Source organism: Shewanella sp. ISTPL2 (assembly GCF_013283205.1).
Lineage (GTDB): Bacteria > Pseudomonadota > Gammaproteobacteria > Enterobacterales > Shewanellaceae > Shewanella > Shewanella oncorhynchi.
The window spans coordinates 3,876,214-3,898,250 of record NZ_JAAPAV010000001.1 but is presented as its reverse complement, the minus strand read 5'-3'; the positions used below and the strand labels follow the sequence as shown (position 1 = coordinate 3,898,250).

The 22,037-nt window shown below is 44.9% G+C and carries 21 protein-coding genes and 1 rRNA gene; 9 read left to right on the top strand and 13 right to left on the bottom strand.

Annotated elements, in window-relative coordinates; translation table 11 throughout:
* The first annotated feature begins 119 nt into the window (after positions 1–119).
* From HUB64_RS17130 to HUB64_RS17115, 4 genes are all read left to right on the top strand, one after another.
* Positions 120–1,166: a hypothetical protein gene (locus HUB64_RS17130; RefSeq protein ID WP_173497469.1), complete on the top strand. Its 1,047-nt coding sequence runs from the start codon at positions 120–122 to the stop codon at positions 1,164–1,166.
* 300 nt (positions 1,167–1,466) lie between these two features.
* Positions 1,467–2,288 (top strand): toxin-antitoxin system YwqK family antitoxin, encoded by an 822-nt coding sequence (locus tag HUB64_RS17125; RefSeq protein WP_173243121.1) that lies wholly within the window; start codon positions 1,467–1,469, stop codon positions 2,286–2,288.
* Between the two features lie 922 nt (positions 2,289–3,210).
* Positions 3,211–4,023 (top strand): glutamate racemase, encoded by an 813-nt coding sequence (gene murI / locus HUB64_RS17120; protein WP_173497468.1) that lies wholly within the window; start codon positions 3,211–3,213, stop codon positions 4,021–4,023.
* Positions 4,024–4,264: 241 nt separating this feature from the next.
* Positions 4,265–6,319: a toxin-antitoxin system YwqK family antitoxin gene (locus tag HUB64_RS17115; protein ID WP_173497467.1), complete on the top strand. Its 2,055-nt coding sequence runs from the start codon at positions 4,265–4,267 to the stop codon at positions 6,317–6,319.
* Positions 6,320–6,522: 203 nt separating this feature from the next.
* Here the strand turns inward: HUB64_RS17115 and HUB64_RS17110 are convergent, their stop codons facing one another.
* On the bottom strand, positions 6,523–7,665 hold the full coding sequence (locus HUB64_RS17110; protein ID WP_254306297.1) for a glucosaminidase domain-containing protein: 1,143 nt from the start codon (positions 7,663–7,665) through the stop codon (positions 6,523–6,525).
* A gap of 264 nt (positions 7,666–7,929) precedes the next feature.
* On the bottom strand, positions 7,930–8,844 hold the full coding sequence (locus HUB64_RS17105; protein WP_173497466.1) for a LysR family transcriptional regulator: 915 nt from the start codon (positions 8,842–8,844) through the stop codon (positions 7,930–7,932).
* Positions 8,845–8,940: 96 nt separating this feature from the next.
* Between HUB64_RS17105 and HUB64_RS17100 the strand changes: the two genes are divergently transcribed.
* Positions 8,941–10,008 (top strand): tartrate dehydrogenase, encoded by a 1,068-nt coding sequence (locus HUB64_RS17100; RefSeq protein WP_173497465.1) that lies wholly within the window; start codon positions 8,941–8,943, stop codon positions 10,006–10,008.
* A 128-nt stretch (positions 10,009–10,136) separates the two neighbouring features.
* Here HUB64_RS17100 and HUB64_RS17095 read toward each other — a convergent pair whose 3' ends face one another.
* A complete protein-coding gene (locus tag HUB64_RS17095; protein WP_028759274.1) occupies positions 10,137–10,595 on the bottom strand; it encodes a GNAT family N-acetyltransferase in 459 nt (152 codons plus the stop codon).
* A gap of 117 nt (positions 10,596–10,712) precedes the next feature.
* Here HUB64_RS17095 and HUB64_RS17090 point away from each other — a divergent pair, with 117 nt between their 5' ends.
* Positions 10,713–12,176 carry a PLP-dependent aminotransferase family protein gene (locus tag HUB64_RS17090; RefSeq protein WP_173497464.1) on the top strand — a complete coding sequence of 488 codons (1,464 nt, stop codon included), beginning with the start codon at positions 10,713–10,715 and terminating at the stop codon, positions 12,174–12,176.
* Between the two features lie 9 nt (positions 12,177–12,185).
* On the opposite strand, the gene HUB64_RS17085 is transcribed toward HUB64_RS17090, so the two are convergent.
* From HUB64_RS17085 to HUB64_RS17075, 3 genes are all read right to left on the bottom strand, one after another.
* On the bottom strand, positions 12,186–12,569 hold the full coding sequence (locus HUB64_RS17085) for an MAPEG family protein (RefSeq protein ID WP_113941155.1): 384 nt from the start codon (positions 12,567–12,569) through the stop codon (positions 12,186–12,188).
* 92 nt (positions 12,570–12,661) lie between these two features.
* Entirely contained in the window at positions 12,662–13,057 is a 396-nt protein-coding gene (locus tag HUB64_RS17080; RefSeq protein WP_028759277.1) for a GNAT family N-acetyltransferase, read from the bottom strand.
* Between the two features lie 29 nt (positions 13,058–13,086).
* On the bottom strand, positions 13,087–13,602 hold the full coding sequence (locus HUB64_RS17075; RefSeq protein ID WP_173497463.1) for an ATP-binding protein: 516 nt from the start codon (positions 13,600–13,602) through the stop codon (positions 13,087–13,089).
* 471 nt (positions 13,603–14,073) lie between these two features.
* Here HUB64_RS17075 and HUB64_RS17070 point away from each other — a divergent pair, with 471 nt between their 5' ends.
* Together HUB64_RS17070 and HUB64_RS17065 are read left to right on the top strand one after the other, a co-directional pair.
* A complete protein-coding gene (locus tag HUB64_RS17070; RefSeq protein WP_173497462.1) occupies positions 14,074–15,192 on the top strand; it encodes a glycerol dehydrogenase in 1,119 nt (372 codons plus the stop codon).
* Positions 15,193–15,417: 225 nt separating this feature from the next.
* Positions 15,418–16,809, top strand: a complete 1,392-nt coding sequence (locus HUB64_RS17065; RefSeq protein WP_173497461.1) for an NAD-dependent succinate-semialdehyde dehydrogenase — start codon at positions 15,418–15,420, stop codon at positions 16,807–16,809.
* A gap of 62 nt (positions 16,810–16,871) precedes the next feature.
* Here HUB64_RS17065 and HUB64_RS17060 read toward each other — a convergent pair whose 3' ends face one another.
* The 7 genes from HUB64_RS17060 to HUB64_RS17030 form a co-directional block, all read right to left on the bottom strand.
* Complete coding sequence (locus HUB64_RS17060) at positions 16,872–17,699, bottom strand: cobalamin-binding protein (protein WP_173243092.1); 828 nt, start codon at positions 17,697–17,699, stop codon at positions 16,872–16,874.
* A 76-nt stretch (positions 17,700–17,775) separates the two neighbouring features.
* Positions 17,776–18,810: a DUF2235 domain-containing protein gene (locus tag HUB64_RS17055; RefSeq protein ID WP_173497460.1), complete on the bottom strand. Its 1,035-nt coding sequence runs from the start codon at positions 18,808–18,810 to the stop codon at positions 17,776–17,778.
* 467 nt (positions 18,811–19,277) lie between these two features.
* Positions 19,278–19,427, bottom strand: a complete 150-nt coding sequence (locus tag HUB64_RS17050; protein WP_158497601.1) for a hypothetical protein — start codon at positions 19,425–19,427, stop codon at positions 19,278–19,280.
* A gap of 160 nt (positions 19,428–19,587) precedes the next feature.
* Complete coding sequence (locus HUB64_RS17045) at positions 19,588–20,124, bottom strand: hypothetical protein (protein ID WP_028759283.1); 537 nt, start codon at positions 20,122–20,124, stop codon at positions 19,588–19,590.
* A gap of 109 nt (positions 20,125–20,233) precedes the next feature.
* Positions 20,234–20,509 (bottom strand): hypothetical protein, encoded by a 276-nt coding sequence (locus HUB64_RS17040; protein ID WP_028760233.1) that lies wholly within the window; start codon positions 20,507–20,509, stop codon positions 20,234–20,236.
* Between the two features lie 103 nt (positions 20,510–20,612).
* The gene (locus HUB64_RS17035) at positions 20,613–21,062 is read right to left on the bottom strand and encodes a hypothetical protein (protein ID WP_028760222.1); all 450 of its coding nucleotides are present in this window, start codon (positions 21,060–21,062) and stop codon (positions 20,613–20,615) included.
* Between the two features lie 86 nt (positions 21,063–21,148).
* Entirely contained in the window at positions 21,149–21,664 is a 516-nt protein-coding gene (locus HUB64_RS17030; protein WP_173497459.1) for a CbrC family protein, read from the bottom strand.
* Here HUB64_RS17030 and rrf point away from each other — a divergent pair.
* Positions 21,654–21,769 (top strand): 5S ribosomal RNA (gene rrf / locus HUB64_RS17025). The genes HUB64_RS17030 and rrf overlap by 11 nt on opposite strands.
* Positions 21,770–22,037: the final 268 nt, after the last annotated feature.

Sequence of the window (22,037 nt, the reverse complement as noted above, 5' to 3'; positions counted from 1 at the left end):
TAACATCAAGTCGCCTACGGGCGACTTTTTTATCAGATTTTGATTTTTAATCCACAATCGGTCAGTATCCTGCGCTTAGAATACGGCCCTTACTTATCACCTTTTAAGAGAAAATCAGTATGCCCACAAGGATGTTATTCTCCGTTTTATCTTCAAGCCTGTTGCTGACCGCCACGATCTCTTTGCCGACCTTTGCGGCCAATGAACTCACAGGGATCTGGCAGGGACAGTTAGGTAAAAGCAAGGTCAGAATTTGTTTTAATCAATATGGAACAGGCAGTTATTACTATCAACGCTACTTAACGCCGATAAGACTCGAGCAGCAAGATGAACTGTGGAAAGAAGAAGGCAATACAGGAAATTGGCAGTTTGATAGTGTCACGCCACAAAAACTGAGCGGCCATTGGTTTAAAGATACCGCGAGTAAATCGTTACCAGTGCAACTTGAGCGAGAAATCAGCCCAGATAAGGTCGAGGATTGTGGTGCCGATGCTTACAATCTACCGCTAGAAACCACGCCAAAACTCAGCCGAGGTAAATGGCAAAGCTACGAAAATATTGAGTATCGCCCGCTGACGTTTGGCACAGATGTAGGTATCGAATTTAAAGGCCCACAAACGGGTATATTGACAATTAATCAATGGCTTGAACATAAGCTCACCGATGAAGCCCAACTAGCACAAACCTTTGACACTCGCCGCAGAATGCTGGCACAAATGGGCAGTTTTGTAACTGACGAAACCTTTGCCGAACCGATTTTTATTAATCAGCATTGGCTCAGTGTGCGCCTATATCGCTGGGCGGCAGGTTATGGCGCCAATGGTATCAGCCAAGAATTTGTGAGTTTCTCCCTTAACGACGGCAAACCTTTCCACCCATGGCAATGGTTTCTCGCCGATACTCAACCACAAAGCATGCTCGAGGGTATGAGTCATCCTTTACCCCCAGCATTAAGGGACAAATTGTTTGCTGGCAAAGCACCGGACGCAGAATGCCCCACATCCGACGGCTCGGGATATTACCAGCTCACCCTCGAGCCAAAGGGCATCAAATTCTGGGAAACGCCCCGCGGCGATGGCTGTGAAAATGAGTTTATCCTCAGCCCGCAAGAAGCCATGCCCTATGCCACCCAATGGGGAAAAACACAGCTTAAGATATTGGAATAGTGTACTTAACTGAGAAAATATTAGAGGGAAAGAAAGCAGTCATGGCGATGATAGTAGTGCGATGATAGTAGCGCGACGACAAGCACTCTTTCCCTCCCGACACAGCAATCCATTTCGAGCTAATTCATTTCAGTAAGGAATCATCTTTGAGCAATTTAACCGCAAAAATAGCGACACCCGAGGCCTTAGTGCAAGCTCAGCTTGAAGCATAATATTTGAGCAAGGAGTGCCTACTACCTTGAAAAACACCGATGGTAGGTGTGAGAGCATTGAGAATTATAGATAAAAAAGGAGTTATCGATGAAGGAAATAGATTTTAATCAATTGCAAAATATAAATGGGATCTATTATGAAATAGATACACAAATACCTTTTACTGGGAAAAGTAAAAGGTATTATGAAAGTGATGATTGTGACGGATATAGGGAAATAACTTATAGAAATGGTCTAGAAGACGGTCCTTTTAAAACATATGATGAAGATGGTTTGCTATTGTTCGAAGGATCTTATAAAAATGGGTTAGAAGAAGGCCCTTACAAAAAATATTATGAAAATGGCGGAGTGGAGAAGGAAGGAAGTTATAGAAATGGATTAGAAGAAGGCCCTTACAAGATATTTTATAAAAATGGCGCTGTAAGGCTTGTAGGGAATTATAATAATGGATTAGAAGATGGTCCTTATAATAGATATTATGAAAGTGGGAGGATATTGAGAAAAGGAACTAAGAAAAATGGACTTCCAGAAGGAATTTGTGAATCATATTATGAAAATGGTCAATTGTGGGGAGTGGTTTTCTGTAAGGATGGTAAGCAGGAAGGCCTTTCTAGATATTATTATGAAAGTGGTCAGTTGTGGTGGGAGATGACGTATAAAAGTGGTTTGGAAAATGGCCACTCTATACATTATTATGAAAATGGAAAGGTCAATTGTGATGCAATTATTGAAAATAATCTAAAAGAAGGTCCATATAAGCGATATTATGAAAGTGGTCAATTGATGGAGGAAGGGACTTATAAAAATGACTTATTAGAAGGAGTCCTTAAAAGCTATGGTGACGATGGGCAATTAGCATCTGAAGAGATTTATAAAGATGGTCAATTAATCATGGTAAAAAATAAATAAAATTTAAATCTGCAATTCACTGAACCAGACTTATCTCGTCTGGTTCCCAGGGTAATCGCGTGAATGTTCATATTTTGTCCGCCTTGGCAAGTCCAGCCATTAATATCTTTTCAAGAAATGCGGTTTTCATCCAAGCTCGATTTCTTTTGGTCACTAGACTCGGCTTGCTCGGCTAGGCATTGAGCATATAAGCGAAAGTCAGGACTCCCATAACTCTTTTTCTGCTTTATTATCAATATTATCAAGACATCCATTGTTCATAGCCTGTACCTTAAGCATCTAAATGTGCCCATATCAACTCTAAGCTATTGTCGTGCTTTGTTTTTGACTGCTTGCTGCGATAACATTTGGTGGTAATAAATTCTATTGCCCAACTCAGATCGGCCTTGAACTGCGTATTACCACGCATGGCAGTAAAAAAAGCGGACAGCCATGAATTTTTTAAGAATCAACCATCTGACATACACAGGGATTAACCCAAATTAAGCACTATCATGGAAGTGACCGTCCGTGGCATGGTCGCTTATTTACATCCATGTGATCGCGACATTAATATGTCCTATACAGCAGATGCCACGTTCGAGCATCAAGGGACGGACTTGCTGCGTGTCAGTGGAATGATAGTGCTTAATGGATATGCGGAATTAAAGCTCCACCTATATTTACAAACGCACGAAGGATTAAGTTGGCATCCAAACTAAACTGCGGACAAAACTGAGTATTCATAATCTCACCCTGCGGTAGATTGCATTAACTCACCAAAAGATTTTTTGTTTACGAAAAAGTCTTAACCAAACATATCCTCATTGATCAAAATAGGCTGAAAGAGCAAAATGCGCCTCTTGAAGCTGTATGCCAATTCGACTAACGCTCCTGTGTCTATGGCAAAATTAAATGTGTTGATTATGTGAAGGTAGGTGCAATGGATAGCTCAATATTAGTTTTTGACTCAGGTTCAGGTGGACTGACTGTCGCGGCCGAAATAAAAAAGAGAATCCCCAACATACGGCTGAGTTACGTCTCTGACGCTGGCTTTTTCCCGTACGGAAAAAAGCCGCACGATATACTAAAAAAGCGAATTTTAGACGTTATATCCAAAGCAAGCTCACTGACTCAACCCGATATCATCGTTATCGCCTGCAATACAGCGAGTACCATTGCGCTAGACTTACTTCGTGCTGAACTCAATCTACCTATTGTCGGCGTTGTCCCTGCGATAAAACCCGCCGCTTCGTTATCAAAATCAAAGGTAGTGATGGTACTTGGCACTCACACCACGGTGAACTCAGCTTATGTGAAGATGCTGATCACGAATTTCGCCACAGAATGTAAGGTTTTAGTAGAAGACTCTGAAGCGCTGGTTCTCGCCTCAGAGCAAAAACTTCTCGGCAATGGGTTTGACCCCGACATTGTAACCCAGGAAATTCAGCGTATTTTTAACAAACCCGATGCGTTTAATACCGATGTATTAGTGCTGGCTTGTACTCACTTTCCACTTATCAATGCAGAAATCAAAAATGCCCTTCCCCACCACGTTACCGTCATTGATTCTGGATTAGCGATTGCTAATCGAACGCACTCATTGTTGAAAATCGAACACCAAACGTGTAGCCCGATACTCGATCCAGAAATAACGTTTTACACCACTGGGAATGTAGATTCAGAACAAGCGAAACAAAGCAAAATTGAAGCACTGCTTCAGTGCTCCATTAAATTTAAGCAGCTGTTATTGTAATATTTTTAGCTCATTTTCTTTTAAAACCCGTTTTCAAAGAAATCTAAATGATTACCCTAAAAGACACCCGTGAAATAAATGCTATATCGCATCGCTGATTGTTAAACATTAGATCTTAACAGGCCGCTATTGCGGCCTTTTTTGTATCAGCTACTTCCTGAAGTGCTTGTCTTCGCATAAAATTCGGCCCGTTTACTGGTGCGCATGAGGCGCAAGTTATCGGTGTAAAAGGTGTAGTTAAATGGAACTTTCGATTCGCAGTTTATTCACTGCAGCGGGCATGATGTTGTTATCCTCTTTAACGGTTATTCCTGCGGCAAGCGCTGCGGGCAAAGCCGTCCATCCCACTGTCGATTTACCGAATGGCCAATGGCTTAATTTTCACCAAAAAGACAATCAAGTGTGGAGCGAAATGTCCGACGGCGATGCGCCCGGGGTACATCTTGATGATTATGGTGCGGCTGAAATTGTGGCAGTTTTTTACTATGACTTTGATAAGGGTGGCGACAAAGAAGTCGTGGTCATGCTTAAAGATGCTGATGGTCAGCATTTACGGGGTTATGGTTTTGAGGATTCAAAGCTCACTAAGCTGCCACGCCTTCAAGTTGTGCTGGATGAAGTCGCCCCGACGTTATCGTCATTTACCGTCAGCGACACCCGCAAAGTGTTAAACCAAATTCCGCCGCAGCAATATAGCATGACCTATGATGTTGAGGCGATTGAAGATCCTGCCATTAAAGCGATTATCGATGGATCAACCAAGCTCAAACCAACCTTAATCGGCTATCGCAATGCTAAAGGTTTACCCGCCGATGTGAAAACCGCGGACGAATATAAATTACGTTATCCCCTCACCCGCAAAGATAAAGATGCCCAAGGCCGCGAGCATCAATACAGTTTAGTGACCCACTTTTATCGCAATGATTATAGCGAACAACAGGGCAGTTTTGTGTTGGTGAGCGTTGTCTTTGAAGCCGATGATGTGGACTGGCTAAACAGCGGTGAGGGTGAGATCCCAAAAACGGGCCCAGCTTATGATTATATGAATCTCGGTGGTTCTTGGGCTGGACTTGCGCTTGAAAGTCATTATGCCCAAGGTGTGCTCGATGGCCCCTATATCGCCTACGATAACCGTAATGCCAATATCATGTTGAATGGTCAGTACAAACAAGGCAAAAAAGTCGGTAAATGGATGGAGGCTGACGGCCAAGCAAGCTATTGGGAAGGTGAATATCTTGACGGCAAAAAGCAAGGTAAATGGATTGCACAGTCCATGTTCGATGAGGCAGATAACTACGGTTTTGCCCATTACCATCAAGGAGTGCTCGGTGGCCCATATGAAATCTATGAGCCCGAATATGGCGCAGACACAGGGGATAAGCGATTGTCTGAAAAAGGCATTTATCGCAACGGCGTCAAAGACGGTGAATGGCTTGAGAGCAATGGCAATAAAGGTCACTATCAAAACGGCATTAAACAAGGCCCTTGGGTAGATAAAGTCTCGCTTGGCGAATACCGCAACTATGTGGGTAACGGGGCTTACCTTGATGGCAAGCGCACTGGCCCTTGGGTATTTAAAACTGACAAGAAATCACGGATCGAAGTGACTTATCTCAATGGATTACGCGAAGGTGAAGAAAAACTAATCAGCGATGAAAATGTGCTCTTTGCCAATAAGCATTATAAGCAGGGACTGCTCGATGGTCAGAGTATTTGGTACTCAGCACAGGATGTTGCCAGTGGCATTAGGCACTATCGCAAAGGTGAATACCATGGAATGCAGGCGATATTTGATCCTAACCATAATCACCGGCTTATGGAGTTAAGTCATTATGAATATGACGAAACCTTGCCCGTCAAGCCCTCTCAGGACGAGTGCATAATGCGAGAAAATCCCTATAGCAATGACTGTAAGGACATACTGAATCCCCCTTTTAAAAATACACCATCGATTAAGCATGGGGAACAATATTATTATGATAGTAAAGGAAAATTATACAAATTTTCTGACTACCATCATGGCAACCTCATCAAAGAATATGAATTCGATGAAGAGGGGCATGTCCAAAAGCTGCAAAATAATGAACAGGGGCAAGACAGTCAAATCAGCATCCGCTACAAGAAGGATGGCGGTTATTCACTGTCCAATTACAGCGACAATGAGCAACGTGGCTGGACATATGAAATCGATAACAAGGATCGATTACTGTCCCTGAAGTATTACCACGATGGTGACAAAAAGGGGTTTATCATCCGCTATAACACAGATGGAAGTTATGCGATTACAGAAAGGTAAACATTAATATCGAACATCAGGCACTGCTTATCCTTTTATCCTAATGGTTAACTCAAGACCTTGAAGACAATTACCAGCAAAAAGGCAAAGTTTAAAGTTGGGATATAGGGTAATGCGGATGCCCTTGATTAAATTGACCTATATAAGTCTAATTAAAGTGCGCTTTATTCAGGCTAAGTGAAAATGGTTATTTTACCAATCACTTAGTTTGTTCTTGTTAATAGATGTAATGGTGCGTCATCACTTAAATAAATATCATCCACCAGATATAGCTTATTGGTACGGATCATCTGACGAATCGCCTCAACATAGGCGTGACCACGCTCCGAATATCGGTCTAACGTCCCTGCAAGTGCAGAGCCTGTCACAGCTTGATTAGCTTGTCTTGATTGGGCACGAAAATCTCGCATCTTCTGATAAGCATTATGGGTATTCAAATTCAACAAATACCCTTCTACTGAAGCAAATGGTGTATCGAATCGTGCTAAACCATAATTGCCTAAACCTTGGCGCTTTTGCCTAGGTTCCATACCATTACCCTTGAAATCCCACTGCCCAAATAATGCATTACCTTCACGGGCAAATCGCGATGTGCCCCAACCGCTTTCTTTTGCCGCTTGAGCTAACACTAACGATGGTGGCAGGATATCCACCCTTTCAAGTAGCATTTGTCTTTGGGCTTCTAACAGCGGTTTATCTTCACTGCTTATTACTTTGTACTTTACCCCTAAGGCTAATAACGCAATATCATCGAGGGGGGCAGACATAATGACCTGTCTTTCTTGTAAAATTTTCTCATTCGCCAATAAGACTAAAGGGGCAATCATCCTAAGAAACACCATTTTCTTTTGCTTCACCGGGAGTAGGCTTGACACTGAACTCCAGCCCTCTCCCACGGCATCAAAGGTCAATCTAGGGACCGATTTATTACCATCACGAAAGCTTTCTGGCGTGTAATTAAGCGAGTCAAACAAGCCCATGAGTTCATCGAGAGAACTGATATTCAGACTCAGTTGTTTAATCTCTGGATTATCTAAGGATGACTGCTCAAGCATTTTTGGGGATGAGAAATGTTCAGCAACCGTTGGATTGGCAACAGCACCTTGATTCGCTTGCGCCAGGGAAGTCGTCATCAGTTTTGGCAAACTCTGCATATGATGCAGAGCACTCTGACTGGCAACTAAAGGATTGGAAGCCGTCTGAGACTGAAAGCTAAGAGTATCAACTGGCAGCCTATTTGAAATCAGCTTAGTTACTCGCGTTTCTTGCACATACACCGAAGAGCATAAAACAGACAAAGCAATGAGTACGAGCATAGCAACGGGAAGCTTAAACTTTATAAACATGGTATCTCTTTAACTAAGGTAAAACGGTAGCAATGGGATTAGCCAATACATCGGGGGCGTAAGGTAACAGTAAAAACCTGACAGTTTGCTTAATAGATATACAAAATGGCCGATTACGATCATTTTATTAAAGAGAATAGGACGAGCGCCTTCCTGGCCGCCTCTTGACCCAATGTCAGCAATTAAATCCAACATCTTGATTTATTTAAACTCAATATAAAAATAGCGAGCGTTCACTCGCCAATAGAGGTTGGCGAAATAAAATCAACTTATTCCAGTGCCAGCAAAACGAGGTAAAGCCTCTTCAAGATAGCCGACGCAGGTGCGAAGTTTGGCAGACGTTTCTAATCGTGAAGCATAAATTACATGAATTTCAGCGGATTGATGATACTCGGGGAGTACTCTGACTAATGTGCCACTTAAGAAATCTTGCTGTAAATCCCAGATGGAGCGCAACATAATACCGTGGCCTTTAAGGCACCACTGCTTAGCGACAGTGCCATTGTTGGTCATCAAGGAAGCCGCTAAATCAACCGAGGCTATGCCAGCCGTACTTTCCAATCGCCACACTCTATGGTTTTGATCGCGCTCGCGGATCCCTATGCACTTATGCTCGGCTAATGCCGCGAGATTGTTTGGCATGCCATGCGTGTCGATATAGGTCGGCGACGCCGCCAATACCCGATAATTACTCGCAAGACGCTTAGCAATCATTTGCGGTGGCAATTCGCCACCGACACGGATCTCCAGATCAAAACCTTCAGAGACCAGATCGACGGGGCGATCGAGCAACTCTAAATCAACTTCTAATTCGGGATAGTGGAACACGAGGTCTGAAATAATCGGTGCAATGCAGTGGCTGCCAAATCCTGTGCTGGTTGCGATACGTAATCGCCCCCGTGGCACTTGCTGCTCTAAGCTAATTTCAAGGCTCATTTGCTCCATTGTATCGAGCAAACGTTCGGACCATTCCAAGGCAATCTTGCCCTCTAAGGTGAGGCTGACACTTCTGGCAGAACGCAGAAACAAGCGCACTCCGAGCGCTTTTTCTAATAGGCCAATGCGTTTACTCACATACGCTGGCGAAAAAGATAATTGCTCCGCAGCGGCTGTAAATCCCCCGCTTGTAGCGGCGATAACAAAGACCCGTAAATCTTCAAGTGGCGGCAGTTGGCTCACGATTCGTAATCCTTAACAAAACATTTAGCCTATTCATACACGATACGAATATGGAATAACATACTAAAAACGCAGAATCCCCTATTGGAGTCGAAGATGTCTAAGGTAAAAATCGCCGTAATTGCCGGAGATGGCATAGGTACAGAAGTGATCCCCGAAGGGATACGCACACTCGAAGCCACAGGAAAAATCTTAGGTGTGACGTTTGAGTGGACCTACTTCGACTGGTCCTGTGAAACCTACCATAAAACCGGTCGCATGATGCCAGAGGATGGACTTGAGCAACTAAAATCCTTTGATGCCATCTACTTAGGCGCTGTTGGATTTCCAGGAGTTCCCGACCATATTTCACTCTGGGGATTGCTACTACCGATCCGCAGAGCCTTTGAGCAATACGTGAACCTTAGGCCTATTCGGTTATTTGAAGGCGTGCCCTGCCCACTCGCGGGTAAAAAGCCCGGCGATATCGATTTTTATGTAGTACGTGAAAACGTAGAAGGCGAATATTCCGCCGTCGGCGGCATTCAATATGAAGGCACTGAACATGAGATAGTCTCCCAGCAGAGCATTTTTACCCGTCGTGGCACAGATCGCATCTTAAAATATGCCTTCGATTTAGCCCAAAGCCGCAAAGCAAAGCACTTAACCTCGGCGACCAAATCCAATGGCATATTTCACTCTATGCCCTATTGGGATAGTCGCGTCATGGAAATGGCAAAACAGTATCCAAATGTTAAAGTCGACCAATATCATATCGATATTCTGACGGCCAATTTCGTGCTGAAACCAGAGCATTTTGACGTGGTTGTTGGCTCAAATTTGTTTGGCGATATCCTGTCTGATCTTGGCCCTGCGTGCACCGGCACTATCGCCATTGCCCCTTCGGCGAACATCAATCCAAGCAAGGAATTTCCGTCGATGTTTGAGCCAGTTCATGGTTCGGCGCCGGATATTGCAGGCCAAGGTATTGCCAATCCTTTAGGCACAATTTGGGCGGGCGCTATTATGATGCAACATTTAGGTTATGGTGCAATGCACGACCTGATACTCAGCGCGATAGAAAACGTATTGAAAGATAAGCAGTCTTTAACCCACGATATGGGCGGAACGGCGAATACTCGGGAGCTGACCGATGCAGTGATCGCTGCGATTAGTCGCAATTAAAACGTGCATTAAAACCTAATGCTAAAAGCCCTTTAGCATTAGGATTGAAAGGATTTTAGACTATCAAGCCGCTGATAATAAACGCATCAATAAGCTAACCAGTTAATGCGTTAATTAAAGGCCCTTCCTTACAGTGGCATTCTGTACTCAATGACTCCCGGTTTTTCACCAATCCAGTTATAGAGTTTTTGCGCGGTTAAATTTGTTTCCTGTGTATGCCAGTACAGGCGCGCGCAGTTGTGTTCAATGGCCGCTTGCTTTACATACTCAATCAATTGTTTTCCAACATGTTGCCCCCTTGCCGTTGGGGCAACAAACAAGTCTTCAAGATAACAATAATCCGTTTCGGCCCAAGTAGAACGATGAAAAACATAGTGCACAAAACCGAGTAAGTTTTGGCCCTCTCTTGCGACGGCGCAATAAATAGGTTCTTGGTCATCGAAGAATCGGCGCCACGTGGCTTGGGTGGTCGCTTCTGATAACGCCACTTTGTAAAAAGTCTGGTAATCACGCCAGTGTGGTAACCAGAGTGAATAGTCCGTTTCTTTAACCATATCAATGGTTACTGTTAGTGATTGGCTGGACATTAGCGCACTCCTTGAAATTAAGTAAATGGTCTCAGTTTTACTGAAGCAAGATTCTAGATTCAATTGTGGTACCGCATAAGGTACACTTTTTGTATTTTTTACAGTACCAGTTAGCAAATGAAAAAACCTCAATCCAATTTCCCTCACTTGCAACTCAAAGATGGCATCCTCAAAGATCAGCTTTATCATGCGTTTAGAGAGGCCATTCTTGATGGACGTTTACACCCGCGAATGAAGCTCCCATCCAGCAGAGCCTTGTCGGAAACTATGCAGATTTCACGTAACTCAGTACTGCAAGGGTTTGAGCGCCTGATTGATGAAGGCTATCTGCTGACTAAACCGGGATCGGGCACTTATGTGTCAGATACCATTCCCGATGAATTGATCGATATTCCAAACCGTGCCAGAGAAAGCGCTCAAGCCTTTGATTCCGATTTAGAAATTAATCCACAGTTAATAGAAATGGCGCGACTGAAAGCGAAGGGGAATACGGACCACAGCCATAGCATGTTTAATATTGGCGTCGGATGCGTCGATCTTTTCCCGCACCAACTTTGGGGGCGGCTGTTAGGCCGAGTTTGGCGGCAATCGCGTAAAACCTTAGGTAAATCAAACCATAGCGCGGGGTATTTGCCGCTGCGTGAGGCGATAAGTGACTATGCGCGTTCGACCCGCGGCCTCAATTGCACACCTGAGCAGATCATCATAGTCAATGGAACTCAGCAGGCCATTAACCTCACAGCGCAGGTACTACTCCAACAGGGAGATGAAGTCTGGCTTGATGAACCTGGGTATGACGGGGCTTTAGGCGCTTTTCTCTCGCAAAATATGCAAGTTCGTCCTGTGAGTGTTGATGATGAGGGCACAAATATTGCCGATGCGATCCAGCGGTGGCCCTCAGTGAAACTGGCTTTTACCGCGCCCTCACACCAATTCCCCCTCGGCGGAACACTAAGTCTGCCACGACGATTGGCCTTACTCGATTGGGCCGCAGAGCAAAGTAAATGGATTTTAGAAGATGACTATAACAGTGAGTTTCGTTATAGCGCCCGTCCGATACAGGCATTACAGGGGCTCGATAAACATCAAAGAGTGATCTACGCTGGCACCTTTTCCAAGATGCTGCTACCCGAATTACGACTCGGCTTTTTGGTGGTGCCCCCTAAATTGATACAGGCTTTCCAGCTAGCAAAGCATTACGCCGATACGCACACGGCTCACCTAGAGCAAGCAACATTAGCGCTGTTTATCGCCGAAGGACATTATGCGCGGCATGTTCGCCGAGTGCGAAAAGCCTGCTTAGCACGCCAAACGGCGTTAATCGCAGCAATTGAGCACTATCTGCCCGACAAATTGTCCGTTCAAACCTCAGACTCAGGTATTCACCTCGTGTGTTGGCTGAAGGGCGACTTGACCGAAGAGGAAGTGATCAACAAATGCCGCCAAATACGTTTGGGGGCACAGCCTTTGTCTCGATATTGCCAAGCGCCCTATTCAAGGCAAGCAATCTTACTGGGCTATGCCGCTCATACGCCTGATGATCTGCGGGAAAGTATCAAAAAACTGGCGCAGGTCCTTTAATATCCAAGCTTAAAAAGCCTGAAAGAAAATCCCGAAAGCACTGAAGATGGCAACAAACCATGTGAGGGATCTTAAGGTACCTTTGTTGGCAAGATAGAGGATGTGATACACAAAACGGGCGCCGACATGGACGATGGCCAGCCATTCAGTGGTGGGATTTACTTTGCCGGTAGCTATCACCACTAATACGGCTAGGCCAAACACCAGCAATGATTCAAAGGCATTTTGATGTCCCGCTAAAGCGCGAGCGCCAAAACCAGTGAGCTGCGCCTGCTGAGCACGGGGATGATTATTATCGTAACCACCCGCCTTTGCCATCGCCCAAGCCACTGGACCTTTCGCAAGATATGGCAATAACATGGCGACAAATAAGCAAATAAGTAAGGTATTCATGGGGTAATCTTCCTTTGATTGTTGTTTTAAGTTCTACTGTTTGAGTTCTACAGCTATAAGTGCCTAAGTTACAAGTGTATTGGTTAGCGGCGTTATTTCACCATATACATGCCTTCACTTGCGGGACGACTAAATTTAAAGCCAAACTTTTCATAGAGTTCAGGCACATCCGCCATCAGGGTAATATACGCGCCCTCAAAAGCCTCACGATCTAGATAAGCCATGATGTGCTGCATAATAAGCCGCCCTAATCCCTTACCTTGATGCTCAGGATCCACTGCAATATCGACAATTTCGAAGTTGAGCGCGCCGTCACCAACCACACGCCCCATACCCACAGTCTGCTCAGCGAGCTTTATTTGCACGCCGTATAAACTCCTTGGCAAGGCCTTAATGGCACCCTCCAATGGTCTAGGGCTTAAGCCTGAAATCTGTCGTAGGCGAACAAAATCATTGGCAGAAACAACGCCTTCAAGCACTTGGTACATGATATTTCCTATTGTTTTTATTCACGAACTTATCTTTCTATCACCTCAAGCTCAAAGCCTTCATCCAGAGTCGGCGGCTGAAAATAACCGCTCACATGCCAGAACATCGCCTCGGTATCGAACATAGCGCGCTCAGGGTGGCTTTGTCTGCGTTTATCGAGTTGACTCAAACAAAGCGCATCGCTGTGATTAAGATAAATAAGTTTATGGGCGGCGCAATCAGTAAAAATGCTTCGAAACCACAGGCGCTGATTGATAGTATTCGCGGGAAAGTCCATGACCACAGAAACACCCGAACAGAGCAGTTCCTGCACATGCTTTTTAAGCAAAGGCTTAAGGCGAGCGGAATAGCTCAAGTAAGTATCAAAATCTTTAATTTCATCGGGATATAGCGCCGCCAGCCATGCGTCTTCCGAGATTAAAATACAGTTTTTGGCCTCTGCAAGTTGTCGCGATAAGGTTGATTTACCTGCGCCCATTTTGCCACAAAAGAATATTAACGTACCTTTACTGACCAATTGTCCTAACGCATTCTGCTGTGTCATCTTCACTCCTTGATTACTGGTCTTTTATCTCAGCCGACGATTTCACTCGCTATGACACCAATGAACGACAGTACAGAGCATCACATAAAGCATGAACACCGAGCAAGACTTGGGACGAGTTTAAGGTAATAAAATCCCATTACATTAATGACTATCCTGTGTTTAGACAGCAGACGTTTACCGCTATTCGCACAATCCACCGTTAGCTTTTTTTGAGATCTGACATCTCTTCGCCCGCTTAGATAGCCTCGCTCTCTGAGCCCTACCCTTGCCTTAAATCAGGGAGAAACCAAAGCATTTAACTCGAATAATAAAACAATAAACCACACTATTAATCTAACAATTAAGCACTAAAGTAGTAATTTACGCTTAGCAATAAAAACATTACCACCATTCATGCTATGACATTAATTTAGGCGTATGCTAGGGTAAGAATGAAAGGATAACCGTCATAAGTGCAAAGGAGGCTCTATGAGCACTGTCGTTCCACGTACCGTCACTTCCCCTAAAAAATTCATTATCGGCAAGGGCCTATTAGCTCAAATGCATGATTATGTTAAGGACTTTGGTGACAATGCTTTTATCATCTGCGATGAATTTATCCTCAGCCGCGTGAAGAATGAAGCGGTCGCTGGGCTAGATCAAAATGGGATCAGCAGCCACCTCGAAAAATTCAACTATGAGTGCAGCGAAGCCGAGATAAAGCGCTTAGGCGCGCTGGCAGAACAGCATCATACCAACGTTATTGTTGGAGTTGGCGGTGGAAAAACCTTAGATGCCGCCAAAGCCGTCGCCTTCTATCAAAAAAAGCCAGTCATCTTGTACCCCACAATTGCCTCAACCGATGCGCCTTGTACTGCACTTGCAGTGATCTACTCCGAAACAGGTGAGTTTGAACGCTATCTGTTTCTGCCACAGAACCCAGATGCTGTCGTTGCCGACACTGCTATTATCGCCGCGGCTCCAGCCCGATTTTTTGCGGCAGGCATAGGCGATGCACTGGCAACCTATTTTGAAGCTCGTGCCTGCTATCAATCGGATGGCGTCAACCTAGTCCTGAAAAAGCCTTCCCGCACAGGGCTGGGATTGGCCCAACTTTGTTATCAGTTACTGACTGAAAATGTTGAAGCTGCTATGGACGCGGTTAAAAACAACATAGTCACACCTGCGCTAGAGCAAACCATTGAAGCCACCATCTATCTCAGTGGTGTTGGTGCAGAAGCAGGTGGGTTAGCCGCCGCCCATGCCGTAAACAATGGTATGTCAGCGGTAGCAGACTTACATAAAGCTCAGCACGGCGAGAAAGTCGTCTTTGGGCTACTAACTCAGCTCGTGCTCGAAAATGCCCCAAAAGCCGAAATCGATAATGTTATCCGCATTATCAAAACGGCGAGACTACCGCTCACACTCGCAGATTTAGGGCTGAAAACCTTTATCGAGGCCGAGTGGCACAAAGTGGCTGAGATAGCCTGTGCTGAGGGCGATACTATGGGCAATATGCCGATGAAATTAACCGCAGATGACGTCTATCAAGCCATGATAGCCGCCAATGCCATGGCTGAACGCTATAAAACAGCTGAAGCTTGTTAACCGTAACAATATGACGTGTACGCCGTAGATGGAAACCATCTATCAATTTGATTTAATTGATTAATACTACTGAGATAGTTCCTACTACCACACGAGTTTACCGTTCATACTAGGCTTCCTTGCCACATAATCAATGGCAAGGAAGTCCACAACAAACAAGACATTTCCACCCTCGATGCCAAAGCTGGCATTTACGCTCTATTTGTTAAACGCTTGGAGGCACATATGGCTTATGCAACAACCAATCCCTTTACGGGAAAGCTCATTAAAGAATTTCCAAATGCAACAGATACCGAAGTCACACAGGCGATAGAATCCGCCCATCAGGCATTTTTAAGCTGGCGAACCACTCCCTTTGCCGACAAGGCCGCAATACTGTCTAAGGCAGCAAAGATCCTCAGAGACAACAAGTCCAAATACGCCAATCTACTGACCTTAGAAATGGGCAAGGTCACAGCAGAAGCCGAAGCTGAAGTCGAACTGTCGGCGCAAATTTTCGAATACTACGCCGAACATGCCGAGCGACTGCTGGCACCGCAAAAACTGCCGGTTGCCGATCCCGCCGAAGGTGAAGCGATACTGGTTAATGAGCCGCTGGGCGTATTATTGGCTATCGAACCTTGGAACTTTCCCTACTACCAAATTGCGCGCATCTTAGCGCCGCAGCTTGCAGCCGGAAATACCTTACTACTCAAACATGCATCCAACGTGCCCCAGTGCGCTGCGGCCTTTGAAGGCTTAATGCGCGATGCCGGACTGCCCTCAGGTGCATTCCAAAATCTGTATGCCACCCGAGAGCAGATAGAACAGATCATCAATTCGCCCAAAGTGCATGGTGTTGCGCTCACGGGATCAGAAGATGCGGGATCGATCATTGCCGCTCTGGCGGGTAAGGCACTGAAAAAGTCCACCCTAGAACTGGGTGGCGCAGATGCCTTTATCGTACTTGAAGATGCCGATCTGCCTAAAACCATCGACTGGGCTGTGTTTGGCCGTCACTGGAACGCGGGACAGGTCTGCACATCATCTAAGCGGATGATCTTAGTTGAAGCCATTTACGATGAATTTATGAAGGGCTATATCAAGGGGATTGAAGCGCTAAAAGCAGGCGATCCTATGGACTCGGCCACTACGCTAGCGCCGCTCTCTTCCCAAGGTGCTGCCGATGAGTTGAAGCAGAAGATCCGTGATGCCGTAAAACACGGCGCAACCGCGACCGAAGTGGGGCCAAAAGTGCCGAAGCAAGGCGCCTTTGTGCAGCCAACAATACTGACAAACCTGACGCCAGATAACCCAGCCTACTATTGGGAATTCTTCGGCCCAGTGTCCAGTATCCACAGGGTGAAAGATGAGCAAGCGGCAATTGCCATCGCCAATGACTCGCCCTTTGGATTGGGTGGCTCAGTGTTTACCGCCGATACCCAGCGCGGGCTGGCGGTCGCTAAGCAGGTTTCCACAGGCATGATGTTTGTCAATCATCCAACTATGGTCAAGGCCGACTTACCCTTTGGTGGCGTACGCCGCTCAGGTTATGGCCGCGAGTTGATTGATTTAGGATTGAAAGAGTTTGTAAACCACAAGCTGATTAATGTGGTCGACATCAACGCGCCTTTCTAAACGCTTAGAAAATAGCAACATCTGACTAAACGCCTGACGGAATAATCTGTCAGGCGTTTTATTTAACGTGCTTTATCCAAGGCATCACATAAGGCTTGAACGCCAAGTAAAGCTCTGGGCGTCGCGCGGTGTAATAAATCGGCATTGAGTTGATAAATATGCTGTTTCTTCACGGCAGGAATTTCTGGCCATTGGCGCCAATCAACCCCTTTCACATTACCTTCTTCTTCACTCTGTAAAATCACTTCGGGCAAGGTCAGCAAGACGTTTTCTAAACTGACTTGCGGATAATCACTGGCGGCATCGTAAAACACATTTTGTCCATGGCACACACTGATGATCTGTTGGATCCAACTGTTTTTAGAGACTGTCATCAAGGGGGTCGACCAGAGTTGATAAAATACCTTAGGTTCTGATTTTTTAGCATTTTCAACCCGTAATCGGATAAGCTCAGCGCGATAAGCGGCTGCAGCCTTGCTTGCTTCTTCAACATGCCCCGTAAGTTGGCCTAACTCTTCAAGCTCCTTGGCGACGCCTTCTAAGGTTTTAGGATCGCTACCATAAAGGTTAAATCCTAACGTCCTAAGCTGGTTGATATCTTCGGCTTTATTACCCGAATCCCACACCACAATCAGATCGGGATTAAGCTCCATCACCCGCTCCATTTGAATGCCGTAGTAACCGCCAATACGCGGGATATTTTTTGCCGCCTCGGGATAATCCGCATAATCGGTTGCGGCCACAATCGTATCGCCCGCGCCTATGGCGTAAAGCATTTCCACCGCATGGGGCGAGAGCGCAATAATGCGTTTAGCGGGCTGCGCCAATACGCTATGAGGGAGAAACAGACTGAGCCCAAAAACGAGTCCAGCTAAGTGTCGCTTAATCATGATATGCCTTAGTATTTATCCCCAAACCGCCTGAAGATGCAGGCGTAGTCTCTTCAGGTCACTTAGGGTTATAGAGTTAAACTAGCTGCTCTGGCCAGCCATAGTGTTCGATATAAGTTTGTAGATTCTTCGGGCGATACTGAGGATCTTGATCCCAGCGGGCCTTCACCGAATGATGCAAAAGTACTGGGACTTGCTCAGGGTCGAGTGGTCGCAAATATTCCTGTTTTATCCGATAAAAACTGCGTCTCGAGTTATGTAAGGTCGCGAGCGGATTTGGATGCACACTCGCGGCTAAGTGTGGCTCTAGGCTTAAATTAAATTTCTGCGCCTCGGATATCATCCACAACAGTGCAATATCCGACAACAATGAACCGTCTTTATCGGGTTTATAACTGCCGCCAATATTGCTATGGGCGCCCGCAAACCACACTTGCTGCATGTCCATATTGTCACGCAGTTGCCAAATGGTCGGCTCAAAATCACTGCGATGTTCATCTATGGCTAACGCATGACGGGCAACGCGCACATTGCGGCCAATTTTAGTGTCGTAAAACTCGTCTTTATCTTCGAACAAGCCTAAAAATGAAATAGGGATCCCCATAGCACCCACGGTATCCCACACACCAACAAACTTGATTTCCCGAGATTCATGACTGTATCTCGCTCTAAATTCGAGGGATTTTTCACCATCAGGCGCAAAGGGCGCACTGCTTTTTTTATAGTGGTCGAAAGCTTGTTGAATCAACGCCGCATCGGGGCGTTTAAGTATGCCGCAGTTATTAATCAAACCACACAAGCAACGCACAGTGTAAGCACCGCGGCTAAAACCAAAGAGATAAATCTCATCGCCAGGGGAATAGTTTTGCACTATATAGCGATACCCATCCATGATGTTTTTATGTAAACCGCGCCCTGTCGCACCACCGATGGTTTGATCGTAATAGGAACCCACGCCCCAATCATAAAATACCTGCTGGGGTTTACCATCTGCCGCTATCGGGCTGATAGCACGCGCAAGGCGCAGCACATTGGTGGGGAAATCGACCTTAAGATCTTTCTCCGGCCGATTCCAAGTCCCATCGGCACAAATCACGATACGCTTATTCATAGGATCATCCTTGAGTCACTGATGCCCAATCTCACAGGTAAAAAGCTGTCGATACAGACGCTAACGGGTTTTACCAAGAATAACAGCCTCGATAGCCTTCTTTACCAGCGATTCAAGGCGTTAAAAGCTCATCTTGCTTTACATGCTAACGTCGCAGCAAAAAACCTATAGTGACATAAAAACCTAAGCTGACAAATTAGAACAATAAGATGCCGCTATAGTTTGCATATGTAATGTTCGTTTAACAAGAGTTGGACAGAGGAGCGTTAAATATAGAAAGGCTAATATCACTAAATGACTTATTGCTTAGTTATTAAATGCAGGCCCCTATTGAAGGTCGATCCATGGTATTTGCTCGACGACATTGTGAATAGAAACCTAGGGTTTCTAAGCTTATGAACGAGAGCCATGGATGGCGAACTGGCAATTAAACACGGATGTTGTCCAAGCCGCTCGACCGCCCCGACTTATAGGTTTGCCATGCCATTTGCTCGTCGACTCGCAGCCAGTCCATCCTTGGATGCTCGACCGCCCCGTCCATGGGGCGGACGGTCGTCTCGCAAATCACCACGGCTCACCGTTTTGGCTTTAGCGTAACCTGTAGATTTAAAAGACATACGCAACACAGTTTTGAGACATTTCCGTGTTAAAGCCTTAACTCTAACGCGTCTGTTTCGGATAAAGATTTCTATAGGTAACGCCGCCAACACGGGCCGAGCGATAGCGAGGTCCAGCCCGCGTTTTTTTGCGGGCGATGTGCTTGGCCTTGTTAATGGTTTACTCACTATGAACCACGACCATTTCGCCATCACTGTTTCTTTGCATGATTGTTCTCCCGATGTAGCACTGTGCTATTGGAGATAGTAATTCGATAAAATCAGCGATTTTTAGCATATATAGTTCCTTCTTCTTGCTGCGATCCGAGTTGAATAGAATGCCTTCGATATTATCTTTTGACTTGAAAGCGAATAAAAACGTATAGCTATGTATTATTTGATTAATAACATATGAGAACGGTTTTGTTATTTCTTGTGGCTGCTCAACTTCGTATAAATCGCCTACTCGATGCCAATTTAGCAGATCTACAGTTTTCCCTTTATTTTTATAGGAATACAACTTCACTTGGCATTCGAAAATCTCTTTTGTAATCTTATTAGCTTCTGCCAGCTTCCTAACGATATAGCAAGACAGCATTACTCTTTTTTCTAAAGCAGCAAAGGAAGCTTCCCTCCAAGTCGTCTGATGCAGCTTGTTGTGGAAGAATTCGACGTTCTTCTGTAGGTCATTTTTCCAGTATTGTGATTCAGAGATCATTGCTTTTGACCATTAACGCTTTGCCAAGGGGCAAATGCGAACGTTGTTGGGCGAAGCCCAGTGAGTATTTGTCCCCGCCGCGCTTTTTGCGGCGAATTTAGGCAACTTGTTATATGCCACTTTTACCCCAGTCATCTAGCACTTCTTGAAAGCTTTCAGCTACATCATTGGCATTAATATCAAAACAAGAATATCCGTATCCCAAAGCTACAATATCTTCTCTTACGTCTTTAATAGTATTCGCATTTTTAACGATTAGCATGCCTTTACGTGCACCATAACCTTCAATTAAGGCATCAATGACATATTTTTCGCCATTAACGCTTAAATGAAACGGCGCAAGGATAGTAAGTTGGTAACGTTCAGTTAGAAGTTTAATCGACAAGCCTAATCTCCCTGTGGCATATAACGCCTTTATAACGGGCAGCCTGTGGCGAAGCCACGCTTTAGGCTGTCCAGCCACGAAGTGGCGTTCGTTGATAAACTTGTTATAGGTTTAGTGGATAAAGTGTAAATGACTTATCTCCTTTTCGATTTACTAACCGATAATTTCTTTGAGCATCACAGACTTGAACCACCCAAACATAGTCGAATAACCCCGGCTCTATATTGGCCCCTGTTGAGTCAATGTCTTTGATAGGATCATATTTTCTAGTTTGGAGTACTTGAAGTGAATTGCACTCTTTACTGTTAATGGCCTCCATTAGAGCGATGTAGTCTAGAGACCATTGCACATCAGCTTCGTTTAGCAGGCTGCTTGTAACAATACGACTCCCATTACCTTTCCATTTCTCACGAACCTCTGAAAGCAAACCTTCAGAGACGCTCATATTTTTACCATTTAGGTTAAATACATGAGCGTCGCTAGACAAAGACTCTTTATTTGTAGCGCAACCAAATAGAGAAATAACTAACAGAGTAAAAATACACTTCTTCATGATTGACCTATAACGTTGAGCGCATGGGCGCCGCGTAGCGGCGTCCCAGCAGCCGAAGGCTGCAAATGACGCGAATTGTTATATTTTTAATCTGGATCAAATTGAAACAAGGATTCGCCACAATTACGACAGGAAAACCTTAAAAAATAGTGCAATTCGTCGTCGTCTTTACCTCTCTGTATATCTGTAAGCTCACGCTTGTCTAAATAGCTAGTTTGGAACAATCGTTCTTTTTGCTCAGCAGAAATATTCTTTATATCTTTCACTGTGCTTATTCCATGATATTCACAGAAATCACCACAATGATTTGGCCATTCAATTTCTTGATAACTTGAAAACCCAGGAGTTCGGTGAAGCAATTCATCGAAAGCACTTTCGCTACATTCTATCTCTTGTGGATTGCTAGGATCGATAATTGCCGGCATCAAAGAGACAAACTCAATTCCGAACATTTTAGCTGCACCACCATCGGCAATGCACCAAGGACAGATTGAGTCTGGCCTATTTTTACTATAAATAGAACCTGAGTAAACGTACCCCTGCTGATGCTTGCAGCAATCACATGAGNGACACGGTAATAAACAGAATTTGCTTGGTGACAATAGCCTTGTGGAACCACCTGATCCCATCCCGAACTCAGAAGTGAAACGCAAACGCGCCGATGGTAGTGTGGGGTCTCCCCATGTGAGAGTAGGTCATCGCCAAGCGCCTAATTATCTCATTGAGATGTAACCAAGCCAGCTGAATAAGCTGGCTTTTTTACGTCTGCAATTTGTCTTAATCCCATCTATACATTGCTCTCATTCATGTGATTAACGTAGAAGAGTGAATCTCTATCTGATAATAACAAGCTTTTAGGTGCTTGCTTATCTTGGGTTTGGTCTATTCTTGTCAGTTATGTCATAAGTAACTCAACTATCGAATTGACCAAGTTATTTTCTGAATCACGGGTATTACTATAAAAGTAGCCTTCTG